The following is a 12,657-nucleotide window of genomic DNA, read 5'->3' as shown; positions in this document are numbered from 1 at the left end:
ACTCATCGGTCATTCGTTTGGGGAGCGCAAACATTTATGGTCCGGAGTGTCCTAGTCGATGTCAATGGGACTTTTTAATACGGATCCTTGCTGATTGGGGATTTCGAAAACCATGACCGAGCATTGGCGCCCATTTTTGTAAGAGCCGACTTCGTAGTCTTTTCCTGGTTCAGGTACGAAGCTAATAATCTGGCTTGAGCAACTCGGTTGCCGCTGTACCATTGTGACGGTTCCTTCTGGACTGCGATGAAAATTGGTTAGCCCGATAATAGCATTTCTGACCTGCACTTCACGCCCCGCAGGGACGACAAATTCGCGATAAAAAACCTTGGAAAGCAGGCCGCCACTCTGTTTTATGTTCTTCGTGTTCTCGGTTTCGCCAATGCCGATGCTTTCATTCTTCGTCGTTCCCAGAAAAGAACTAAATGCATCTCCTGCACCGCCACCAATATTCACTTCAACCGTTTTTCCTTGGGAAATTTCGACCCGCATGAAAGATGGTTTTCCATTTTGTCCGAATAAACGGATGCGCGCAGAATTGGATGGGTCGTACTGTTGGCTGATCGCCGGTAAATGCGTAGTGGTGCATGCCGACAATATCAAAGCTGCTGTCGCAGCAACCAGGTTCTTTTGACTCATCATGCTTCTTTAATATCCATAGAGTAAGGGGCTTTTCGTGTCGAAGTTGTTGGCAAGCGCGCCGCTGCTATCCCTGTCCGAGGATGCGTCGCGGTTGACGCCAGCCACTGTATCTTCTGTCGGGTGATTGCATCGCGTTTCTCTGTGCTCATATATCTGTTGTTTTTATTCATCACAACACCAAACATCATTCACTGCGTTGAGCTTGAAACTGAATGCTAAGTTGGTTTGGTGAATGGTGATAATAAAAATAATTAAAAAATTTAGCTGATTTATTGCAATTCCGAGTCATTCTTGTTTCTTGTCGTTTCATTTATTTTTGCCGAAATCCAAATTCCGGCTCCTGTTGGTGGGCCGGCGGAGATTCCGGATTTTAATGAGAACAAAAGATCCTCCGTACCTATATTTAGATGGCCAATTTCGCTAATGAGGGTTGTTGCAATTAATAGGCTGATGGCGGCGGCCATGCAGGTAAATAAGATGGTGTAAAGAAGACTTAAAATGAAAAGCATCTTAATTGTTGCTGGTTGTGGTTTAATTTTTTGTTGCACGGTTCTTGTCGATTCGATTTGTTACGACTTCTGAAGTAAATGCGGCGCCAATTGACCCAGTGATTTCTGATTTGATGATGTTATTTATTAATGGGGCAATATTTTTTGAGATAATATTTGCGACTCCAGTGCCAACAACGCTTCCCGCACTAGCAGAGGTTGCAGCTTCGATTGGATTTGTTCCGTTGATGGTCGCGCCGAGGGCGGCACCACTCGCAGCCGTGACGGTGGTCGCGACAATGCCCCGCCCTTGGGTTGCCGCTCCGGTCGCAATTGCAACAAGGACGTCGACGGTGCTCATTTCTTGCTCTCCATTGAGCGTTAGCTGGACTATGGCGTTAGTTGTTCCACCAACGGCCGCACCCGCCCCTGTCCCGGCCAAGCTCGCAGTGGTGCCACCAGCAATGGACGGTGCTGCCGCCATGAGAATCGCCCAGCTTTTCAACAACTCCGTTGCCGGCTGAGCCGCATCCGTCCCCAGTCCGCGGAGCAAGTCTGTCTGAGCTTGCTGAATTTCTTCAGCGGATGCGCTCACAATTTGCGGTGCAATGGTCGCCGGATCGTTCTTCGTCAGTCCATTGCGAGGCGTGGCGCCGACGCCCGTCTGCGCGTTTCCCTGCGCGTTTATACCGAGCTTGGCGTTGATTCGGTTGCCGGTGTTGACGTGGTACGCATTCGTCTCGAAAATGGGGATGAGTGATCTATTTTTTAGCGCGAATTTTTATCAGAATCCATGCGCCGACGCCGAGTGATGGACCTCCTGCAATGGCTGCTTTCAATCCAAAAATGAGATCATCACAATTAAATGGTAATTCGTTGTATTTTAATAATGCAACAAGCGCAACTGCGAATCTTGATCCAATCGCAGAGAAGAAGAATAGGGCGAAGGAAAGTGCTATTAGTAAAATGATTCTCTTTATTTCAAATTTCGCATTCATTGATTTTTTTCCTTTAATTTATTTTTTGTTGCATTGACGGTTGTTTCGCCTAAAAATGCGCCGATTGCTGCGCCGAAAATATCCGAAATGCTCTTGTTCGGTATTAGTGCTCCAGCCTCTCGGGACGCCGCGTTCCCAACCGTGCCTCCGACTAGCGCGCCCGCACCAGCGCCGAGAATTGCGCTGGTGGTGTCCTCCCCTTGGAGATAGGCGCCGGTCGCGGCTCCGCTGATTGCTATGGTGGCCGTCGCAGGTAGAGTTTTCCCTTGGCTCAATGCTCCGGTGACGATGGCTGAGAGTGCGTCGACATAATTGATCTCTCCGCCCTCATTTGTTGCTGCCTGAACAGCAACATTCACCCCGCCGCTGACGATTCCTCCTGTCGTAACGCTGACCAGACCGATTGAGGGTCCGGTACCTACTGCCCCTCCGGTGGCTATAAGAATCGCCCAGCTTTTCAACAACTCCGTTGCCGGCTGGGCCGCATCCGTCCCCAGTCCGCGGAGCAAGTCTGTCTGAGCTTGCTGAATTTCTTCAGCGGATGCGCCGTTCTTCGCCATGAATTCGCCCAAGGACGTCGAGGCAGCTCCGGCCCTTACGATCCCCTGCGGAAGCTCGAACTGATTGTTCTCCAGCTCTAGCCGTGACGCGATGCTCGCTGCGGTGGCATTCCCACCCGTTCCGGCCGTGATCCCGGCGACGAGCGATTCAATCAGGTTCATGCGAGCTTCCTTCTCTGGCTGCGAGAGCCCGTCATTGCTGGTATCCGCGACGGCGTTAAGCAAATTGCCGAGAACCACACTCGCCGCCCCGCCCATTGCCCCAGCGCCACAGTTGCTGCCGACCGCAGCCGCGCCGGCGCAGCCAACAATCCCGTGCAACGCAGTGCGGGCCGTTTCGCTCTTGAGGTCGTCGGCGATCTCCTTGACCTTCTCCACCGCGAGCGTCTGCAGATAGCTCACTGCGGCGCGCTGCAGGAATTCGCCTGTGCCAGCGGTAACGTTTCCACCGGCTGCCGCTATGATCACGGTGACGATCTGGCGATATCGTCCGCCCGGCGCCCACTTCGCTGCGTCGACAAGCTGTCGGTCCAACTCCGCTAGCTTTGTCGGGTCGGTCTCGCTCTTGCGTGCCGCTTGTAGCGCCTCGTATTCCTTAGCCCGATTCTCTACAAACGTCCCCACCTCGCGCTGCAGCGTCCGCATGATCTCGAAGCTGGTTTCGATCTGCTCCTTGTCGAATTTATTCGCAAGGGCGCCGCTGCCGTCTCTGTCCGAGGAAACGTTGCGATTGACACCTGCAACTGTCTCTTCTGCCGTCTGACCGGTCCGCTCGCGTTGGCTGGCCTCATCGGTGATCTCGATCACGCCCGCGCTAATACCGCTGCGCGTCGTGCTCGACGCGCTATCGCCAGCGGCCACCACTGCCGGCGGCTTAATGCTCGCCGGCCCCGTCTTCGGCAGTTCGCTGCCCGGTGTCGCGTTCGCGCCGCTCTGCGCGTCCCCCTTCTGATCCGTGCCGACCTTGGCGTTGTCTCCGAAGCCCGCGCTGACGCCGCCGCCCAGGCTGATGCCGAAGGCGTCGTACTCTGCGTGGTTTTCCACATCACGGGTCGTCAACGAACCGGTTTTCAGACGGTTCCTATTCTCGTCAGCGGCCTTGTCGGTCGAGGCGATAACGGCGCCCGTCAGATCAGTGTTGCCCTTCACGGTGACGTCGAAGCCGCCATCCCCGGCCTTGATCCCGGACTGCTCGGTGACGCTGGCGAAATCGCTGTTGACCTGCTGATGGCTGACGTTGATGCTCCCGGACGCGCCTCCAAAACCCACCGTGGCGTTTCGGCTGATCGATTGATCCTTGGATGCGTAGACGCTCGTGTCCTGCAAGCTCTCGATGTTCAAGTCGCCGCCAACATTGGCAATGACCCGCTCGCCGACTTGGCAATGCCCCGCTCGCCGACTACCGTGCCGCCTCGAATGTTCGTGTCGCCGCCAGAGACGATCTCGGCCACGCCGCCCGCCGTGATATGGCTGTTGCGTTGGGTAACGTCCTTGCCGTCTGCCTTGCCGCGCGAGGCGCTGGCGTTGGCCGTCACCCCCATCGACATGCCGTTGGCGCCCATGGAAATGCCCAGCCCGATGCCGCCCGACACGCCGGTCGATCTGCGGTGATGCTCCGACGTGTCCTCGGCCGCGAGGATGTCGAGCGTGCCGTCGGACGTGAGTTTGACGTCATGTCCGGCGTCGATCTCGCTGCCGCGAATGAGCAACGACGACTGATCGCCATCGCCGGCGGCCGCAACAGTGGCGTTGCCACCGGCACGCACGCTAGAGCCATTGGCCGTTGTGCTGTCATTGGTCTCGCGGCTTTCGTGCTTAGATCCGCCAACGGTGACTGAAATAGTGACGTTGGCCGCATCCTTGAGGTTCTTGACGGTGTCGGCAGCATTCTTCACCGCGAGTCCGCCCGCGGCGACACCGAGCGCCTTCATGCGCGCGTCCTTGACCTTGCCGACCGCCTTGCCCATCTGACCGACGGTCTCCGCGGCATCCAGCAGCGGGCTGGAGACGGCAACGGTCAATCCTGCCTGCTCGACTTCCCGTTCATGCACGCTCTGCTCGCTGTCTTCACTCTCGATAATGGCGACGCGCTTGCCCGCAATTGTCACGTCACCGTCGCGGGCAACGACCGTGCTGCCTTCCTGCCGGTAGTCGTTGCCTGCCTGAACAGTCACATCCCCGGTCACCGAGCCGATCACACTCCCGGTTTGCGCGACCTGCTCGCGCCGTTGTTTTTCCTTCTCCGAGCGGCTGCCGATGGTGAAGCCCATACCACTGCCAAAGACGCCACTGGTCTGCTTCTCCGTAACGCTCAGTGAGTTGCTGCGGTCTTCCGCGGACGTGATCGTCACGTTCCGCTTCGCGCCGATCGTCATGTCGTCATCGGCCACCACCTGCGACCCGGTAATCGTGACGTCCCGCCCCGACGCGACCGTGACGCCATCGCCCGACAACGTGCTGCCCGTCGTGCGCGTGCCATGCGATTCGCGCAAATGTTCTTCAGTCGTGGAGGAGAGGAGGCCCTGCTGGGTGGTTCGCGACCAACGGGTGTCGTCGTAACGGGCCGAAACGCCGCCGATGGTCACATCGCCCGTCGCGACGACGGTGACGTCGGACTTGCCCGCCTTGGCCGACGTCGATGCCGTTCCGGATGGCGTGTCATCGCCGGAACCACCGCTCAGATAGGAGCCGAGTATCTTCACTTCACCGGTCGTCGCGTCCCCCGACGTCACATACGCGGTGACGCCTCGCTCATTGAGCATCCGCTCGACTGCCGCAGCTTGCCCGGCGGCGACGGTGATCCCGCCGCCGGCCTGAACCTGACTGCCGCGCACCGTTTCCGCATACGAGTCCACCGACGCCGCGTAGGTGTCGGTGTCCACACGACCCGAGTCCGTGATGCTACCGACGGCAGCGCCAATCTCCACGTCGCGGGCCGCCGCAACAACGACTGTCTTGCCCGCGTCGATGCGGGTGCCTGCGGTGGACGCGTCACGTCCCGCCACGACGGTCAGGTTGCCGCCCGTGTTGACGGCGGCTGTCAGTTGATCCGTGACCTGCGTGTAATTGTGGTTATCACTCGATCCGCCGCCGAATTCGCGGTTCAACGCCACCGCGCCCAGCGCGATGTCGCGTCCGGCGGCCAGGTCGGCGTCGCCACCGGCGTCGATTTCCGCGCCGTCGACCCAGAGATCTCGCCCCGCCGTGATCACCAGTGAATCCAGTGCATCGATGCGGCCTTGCGATTCGACCGTAGTTGCCGAACCGGACTGCGATCCGTTCACCCACTCGCTCGTATGGGTCTGACTGGTGACGACAACGTCTCGGCCGGCGGTGACATTGACCTGCTTGCCCGCGATTTCGCCGCCGATGTTGCGCACATCGCGTTCGGCAACGACTTCCACCTGGCCAACACTGCCCATGCCACGCGTGCCACCGATCACGCCGCGATTCTCGACATCGCGCCCCTGCACCCGAGTGCTGGCGTCGCCCACGATCTGGCCGCTGTTGATGAGGTCGTTCGTTGCCTCGACGATGACGTCCCGGCCCGTGACCAATGCGCCGCCCGGTTGCATGACGACACGTTTGCCATGCGCCAGGTACACCGTGGGCACCAGCACGGTCGTCGTGCTGCCGTCCGGCAAGGTCACCGTTTGGCGAACCAGCCAGACGATGTCGTCGGTGAGGGCGCGCATTTGCTCAGGCGTGAGTCGAATGCCAACGCGCAGTTCGAGATCGCGACCCGCGCGGGCGCCTTGGGCCAGCAGCGCGCGGAACTCGCCGTCGGCCGTCGCCGTGGCGCCACCGTCCTGGATACCCAGCGACGCGCGTCCCGTCAGGGTGAGCACCTGCTCGCGCACCAGTTTCGCCTCGTAGAAGCCGTCCCCGATACGCCGCTCGATACCGGCCGGGTCGACGCCGAGCAACTCGAGCAGGTAGTTGCTGGAGACGAACGCGCCGTAATCGGTGAATCGCGAATCGGTCTCGACGAGATACGGTTGGTCGGGGGCGGTCACGACCTTGAACAGCGCGCTGCGCGGAAGCTTGAGATCGGGGATGCCGCCGGAGACGCTATCCAGTGTCTGAATCGCGCCCGAGATCTCGGACGTCGCCGGCGTCGCGGTCAATGGATCGACGCCGGCCGGCGCCCCGGTCGCAACCGTCGTCGCGTCGGCGTCGACGGCAACGCGCGCCGACGTGCCCACCGCGCTGTCCGTTTGCCGGCTGCCGATGATCGTGCCGTCGACGGTGCCGGTCTCGATGGTGACGTCGCGACCGCGAAGGCTTGTCGTCTGGTTCGACGTGATCAGGCTGGGCAGCCCATCGACAATGGCGCGCCGTTCCGTCACGTCGAGATCGACCGTCGTGAACCAGCTATCGCTGTTGCCGCTCTTTTCGTGCCAATAGAGGTCGGACGATTGCGCGATGCGCTCCACGCGCTCGAGTCCCACGCTGCGGCTCGTGATGCGAGCGTCGTTGCCGCGAACCTGCAGGTCGCCGCTGGCGCTGATCGTCGACGCATGATTCAACGCGGTGCCGTTGTCCACGTTCAGTCGGATCGTGCCTTGCGACGTGATGACGCCCGGCGCGGCAACGTCGCCCAGGACGTCGGTCGCGCTGCGAACGGTGATGCGGCGCCGGTATTCGTTGGTGTCGCGGCCGTCCTCGATGCCGTGTCCACGGCGGAAGATCCGCACGCCCTCGTCGGAATCCCCGGTAATGGTGTGGCGGGACTGATCGACGAACGTTGGCCGGAGGTGCGCATCGGGTTCGTAGTCGGGCCAGAACTGGATGACCCAATTTCCCTGGCCGTCGTCCGTGATCGACTCGAAATGCTGAACGGCGCGTTGGGTGATGTTGCGGCTGTCGTAATCTTTCGAGAAGAAATTCCGCTTGTACAACTCGATGATGGGGTGCTCGAGCGAGAACGTCTTCTTGTCGGTGTCGAGCGCCGTCACCCCGCGCTTGGCGATCGTGACGCTGATGGGGCTGTTCACCACGTGGAGCTTCTCTGCCGAAAGGGCCGCGCGCGCTTCACGCCCCCAACGCCACTGCGTAAAGGCTTGGTTGCGCGGATTCGGGATCAGTCGGGTTCTCTGCACCTCTCTGCCGTCTGAGCCCGTTTCCCGATAAGTCTCCTCGATCATCGCCGGTTCGCCGTTCACGCTCAGGCTGTGGCTCGTATGCTCGGTCGGCAATTCTTCGCAGGCGGATGCCGTGCTGGCAGCGCAGCGTGCCCGGCTGCCCGATTCGTTCGGCAGCGCCACGTAGCCAGCGATCCAGACGTCGCGCACCGTTTGTGTCTCACCCTCGTCGACGCCTCGCACAATGTTGATGTAGCTGCGGTCGTTCACGAACTCGCGCGTCGCAATGTCGACGTCGCCACCGGCTTCGAGTACGGCGGAGCGGTTGATGAAGCTCCCCATTTGCTGCGTCAGATAGCCCTGCGCATCGCGCGTCTCGCCCGCGGCGGCACGCAGGGTGCCCAGGCTGTAGAGCGTCGCGCCGTTTTCGTTGAGGAGATTGCCGGAGACGAAGAGGTCCAGTTGCTGCGTTGCCGCCAGCACGGCGCGCTCGCCGGTGTTGACGAAGGTCGCACCATCGAATCGGACACGTCCGCCGATGACGGCGCCGGTGTTCGTAAAGCGGGCGCCGATCAGCCTGACCTCGTCGCCATCGATGCGCGTGTCGTTGATGATGTCGTCCATCACGTTCACGAGAACCGACCCGCCTCGCAGGCGGCCTTGCGCCGTGTTGACGACGCGGGCGGCGTTCACCGTGAGTTGCTTGATGGCCCCAAGCGCCCCGTGAACGCGCAACAAGCCGCCGACGTCGAGCTTGAGACTGCCATTCGCTTGCCAGGCGTGGTCGGTGCCGTAGGTAAAGTCGCCCGGCAACGAGACGTGCAGATCGTTGCCCGCCCGTAATCGCGCGGTGCCGAGCAGGCGTTCAGTGCGCAGGATCAGATTCTGATTGACGGCGATTTCGCCCGCACGGTGGTCCAGTTCGGCCACGGCGAGGGACGCATCGCGACGCGCCTGGACCGTCCCGGTGTTCTCGAACGCTTGTGTTCGTTGCGCATCCCGCCACTTCACGCCGAGGTCGGTGCCCGAGAATAGCGTCCCGGCATTGCCGAGGGAGTCGCGTACCGCCAGCGACAGATCCGCGCCGGCGCTGATCAGCGCGCTCGGGCCATTCATCAGCGCAAACGTCGTGATGGATACACGACCGTTACCGCCCATCAGTCCGACCGGACGATTCGACCCCGAAGGGCGGGACAGCGCATTCGTGATCGCGTTCGCCGTGATGCTCAGGTCGCCGCGCGTGCCGTTGACGATCCGGCCGTCGGTGTTGTCGAGCGTGCCGGACGACAGGGTGACGGTTTCATGGCCGACGGTCGACGGATCGCCGGCGGTTTCCATGCTGCCGCGCGTGTTGTCGAGCTTGCCGCCCGCCGCGACGTAAAGCGCCTGACCGGCATACATCTCGCCGTCCACGTTCGTGATGTGCTGCTTCGCTGTCGCGGTCAACGGACCACGCGCTTGCAGTCGCCCAAAGCGATTGTCGATGTCCCGCGTCGAGGTGAGCTTGAGCGCGCCGCCGGCGGCGATCCATGCGTCATCGAGGTTGTCGATGCCGTTCGCCGACACGTTGACGGCGCCGTTGCCGGCAATGCTGCCGACGGACTTCGCCGCGTTCCCGGGGGCGGCGCGATTGCGTAGCCGTCCGCGCAGGATGAGGTCGACGGCACCGGTGCCGGCATTGGCGATGCGGCCACCGGCGTTGTCCAGTTGTCGCCCGGTCAAGCGTAGGTAGCCATCAGGCGCGCTGACGTCGAACGCCCCCAATCCGTTGTCGATATTGCCGGTGGCCGCGATGCGCAGGGCGTCGCGCGCGCTTACGTGACCGGCGCCGTTGACGATGCCGCCACCGGTGGCAATGTCGAGGCGCTCGCCTGCGGTGAGGTAACCCGCCGTATTGAGCAGGTCCGAGGCAACCGTCAGCGCGAGGGACTTGCCCGCATGCAGCCGACCCCCGGTGTTGTCGAAGTTGCCCGCCGTGACGGTGACGTCCGCATTGGCCGCGATTCGGCCGCCTTCTGTGTTGGTCAGCGTGTCCTGAACGGCGACGGTCGTTGGCGTTTGGCCACTGTTGAGCAGCGCCCCCGCCGCGTTGTCGACATCCCGAGCCTTCACCATCAGCGCATCGCTGGCTTCGACAGAACCCGCGCGGTTATCGAGGGTCTCACCCACGTCCAACGTCACGGACTTCCCCGCCAGTTGTCCCGAAGCGTTGTTCAGACCCACGTCGACGTTCGCGCGCAAGTGTTGCAGTGCCGTCACGCGACCGAGCGCATTTGTCATCCACTTCATGCGCAGCAGCAAGTCGCCGTTCGTGCCAACACGTCCCTCGCGATTGACGAGCGATTGCCCCTTGATGGACAGCGCGCCGCGCCCGGCATGCGCCACGGTGCCGCCCGTGTTGTCGAATTCGGCGGCGTCGATGGCGGCGTCACGGGCGGCGAAATGGATCTCGCCCCCGCGATTTTGCAGACGTCCGCTGATGCTGAATAACGCCGAGTGATCGGTGTCGGTGCCAGTCTGTCGGATCGACCCGGCGCCGTTATCCAGTTGCTTGGCGTGAACGGCAAGCGCGCTCGACTGCATCAACCCGCGCATGTTGCGGATCGTGTCGGCCCGCAGGATCAACGTCTCGCCCGCGCTCAAGATGCCGTTGGCGTTGTCGAACAGCCCGCGCACGGCAAGGGTGACGTGATGCTGCGCGACGATGCGTCCGCCCGCGTTCAGCAAGGGGCCTGCCGCATTGGCCACGAGCGACCCTTGCGCCGTCCATGTCCCGCTGTTGGACAGCGACGCCGCCGAGAGCGTGACGTCGCCACGTCCGGCAATTTCCCCTTGGGTATCGCCCAGTCGTGCGTTGTCTATGCGCGTCTCGGCCTGCAGACGAAGGTCGGCGCCGCCCAGTGCGAGCAGTCGTCCACCGCGGTTCTCGATGGTGTCCGCCCGCAGCGAAAAAGCGCCCCCGGATTGCATCAGCCCTCCGGTGTTCGTCATCAGGCCACGGATGCCGGCCGTCAGGGAACGCTTCGCGGAGACGGTGCCGTAATCGTTACGCCAGGTGCCCGCGTCGACGGACAGTGCGCCGTTGGTGGCGAACGTCCCCCACGTGTTGTCGACACGCCCGCCGGCCAAGCGGAAGTCTCCGGTGCCGGCGTGCTCGATCTTGCCCGATGTGTTGTCGATGTGCCCGGATGTCAGCGAGAAGTGGCTGCCGTTGGCATGTATCTGCCCCTCGCGATTGCTCAGCAGGCCAGACAGCGAGAGTCGGAACGGGGATACGCCCCATTGCGAGATGCGTCCACCGCGATTGCTCAGTCCGGAGGCCTCGACGTCGAGACCGGACGTCCTGAGCGTTGCTCCGTCGTGGATTACGTCGTGCTTTGCCGTAATCTGCGTCGCGCCCCCCACTTGCGTCGTTGCGCGCGTCATCGTGACGGCGCCGCTGCGCGCTTGCATCCGCAGTCCGCGCAAGGTGGTCGATGTCGCGCCGGTAAAATCGAGCGCATCGCCGAGGTAGGCGATATCGCCGGTGGCCGAATGGGTGCCACTGGCTTGCATCCGGCCCGCGGTGGAGAGCGACAGGTTGCCTGTCTCCCCGCGCGTGCCGTCGGCGTTGGCGCCGGCGGCCATCGCGCCGGAGGACGCGACGGCCGCTGCATCGGCGACCAGATGCCGTCCTGCGGACACGGCGCCGGTATGGCGCCAGGTGCCGCCGGCATCGAGCGTCACGTCACGCGCTCCGCGCAGGGTGCCCGAACTGACGAGGTCGCGCGCGCTTCGCAGCGCCAGCGCGCCGTCGGCCACCGTCTCGCCTCGAATCGACAAGTCACCGGCGGCGGCCGCACGCAGGTCCTCGCGTGCGTGCAGTCGTCCGCCGATGCGAAGTTGCCCGGCGCTGTTCAACACGAGCGAACCCTGGTTGGCGGTGATGTGCCCGTCCACGTTCACGCCCACGCCCGCTTCCGTGCCGATGAGCCGGATTTTCCCGGCATACATCCCGCCCAGACGGGAGATGTCGAGCGCGAAAGGCGGCGCGCCGCTCGTGGCCGTGGCGCTGCGGCGGATGCCGAACGTGGCCGCGTCGATGTCGTTCAGGCCCGCGATGACATCCAGTTGTTGCGCGTGAACGGCGGCGTTCACCTCGACGGCGCGGGCAAGGAGGGCGGCGTGCGTCAGGTTGCTGGCGTTCAGGCCCCGACCGGTAATTTGCAGGCGTCCACCGGTAACGCGAAACGCCTCGAGCGAGCCGCTGCCGCCAAACACCGGCAGGCCGGTCGTGAGCACCCCGCGAGCGGTGTTGATGAAACCGCAGCCGTCGCAGCTCAGCCCGTTGGGGTTGCTGACGATGACTTCGGCCCGCTGCCCAGCCACTTCCAGATAGCCGGCGAGGCGCGAGGGCAGCGTTCCGGTCACCTGGTTGACGATGATGCGTGCCGGCGCGCCCGCGAGGTTGGGATTACCCGGCACGAGTCCGCCGATTTGCGTTTGCACGATGGTGCGCGAGTTGTTGAGAATCGCTCCCTGCGTGGGAACGTCGAACTGGTGGTACTGGTTTTGCGACACCCCCGCCGCGCTGGGCGCCGTGATGTTGACGAGCGGCAAGCCGTTCGGTGTCGTACCGACATCAGGCGCATGAGCGCCGGGAGCCGCGACGATTTGCGACGCCGCAGTGATCGGGAAGCCGAGGGCGAGCAGCGCCGGCAGGAGCGCTGCCCCAAGCGGGCGCAGAACGCGCGCTCGCGGCGCCACTCCGTGCGCGGTACCCGGTTGGCGACGACGCGAGCTGCGCCCGCATCCCGGTGTTCGTCCGCAGCGGACGTTCTCCCCGACCGCGACCCACTGGCGTTGGACATGACTGAAGATCAGGTGAAAGCAACGTGTGTTCATG

Annotated in this window: 6 protein-coding genes; all 6 read right to left on the bottom strand. The window is 62.5% G+C overall.

Features of this window, described 5'->3' with window-relative positions; all coding sequences use genetic code 11:
• Positions 1–51 precede the first annotated feature (51 nt).
• The 6 genes from PCE31106_RS06825 to PCE31106_RS06800 all read right to left on the bottom strand — a co-directional run bounded on the left by PCE31106_RS06825 (position 52) and on the right by PCE31106_RS06800 (position 12,656).
• Positions 52–642 (bottom strand): hypothetical protein, encoded by a 591-nt coding sequence (locus tag PCE31106_RS06825; RefSeq protein WP_150562809.1) that lies wholly within the window; start codon positions 640–642, stop codon positions 52–54.
• Positions 643–911: 269 nt separating this feature from the next.
• Positions 912–1,190, bottom strand: coding sequence for a hypothetical protein (locus PCE31106_RS06820; protein ID WP_150562808.1), 279 nt, complete (start codon positions 1,188–1,190; stop codon positions 912–914).
• Positions 1,174–1,491, bottom strand: coding sequence for a hypothetical protein (locus PCE31106_RS06815; RefSeq protein WP_150562807.1), 318 nt, complete (start codon positions 1,489–1,491; stop codon positions 1,174–1,176). Before PCE31106_RS06815 ends, PCE31106_RS06820 begins: the two co-directional genes overlap by 17 nt.
• A gap of 400 nt (positions 1,492–1,891) precedes the next feature.
• Positions 1,892–2,128, bottom strand: coding sequence for a hypothetical protein (locus tag PCE31106_RS06810; RefSeq protein WP_150562806.1), 237 nt, complete (start codon positions 2,126–2,128; stop codon positions 1,892–1,894).
• Complete coding sequence (locus PCE31106_RS06805; protein WP_174974994.1) at positions 2,125–4,029, bottom strand: hypothetical protein; 1,905 nt, start codon at positions 4,027–4,029, stop codon at positions 2,125–2,127. The genes PCE31106_RS06810 and PCE31106_RS06805 overlap by 4 nt, the downstream gene beginning before the upstream one ends.
• Entirely contained in the window at positions 4,026–12,656 is an 8,631-nt protein-coding gene (locus tag PCE31106_RS06800; protein WP_150562804.1) for a two-partner secretion domain-containing protein, read from the bottom strand. Before PCE31106_RS06800 ends, PCE31106_RS06805 begins: the two co-directional genes overlap by 4 nt.
• Between the last annotated feature and the right edge of the window lies 1 nt (position 12,657).

The organism is Pandoraea cepalis, from assembly GCF_902459665.1.
Lineage (GTDB): Bacteria > Pseudomonadota > Gammaproteobacteria > Burkholderiales > Burkholderiaceae > Pandoraea > Pandoraea cepalis.
The sequence above is the reverse complement of the archived record's forward strand: the minus strand, read 5'-3'. Positions and strand labels throughout refer to the sequence as shown.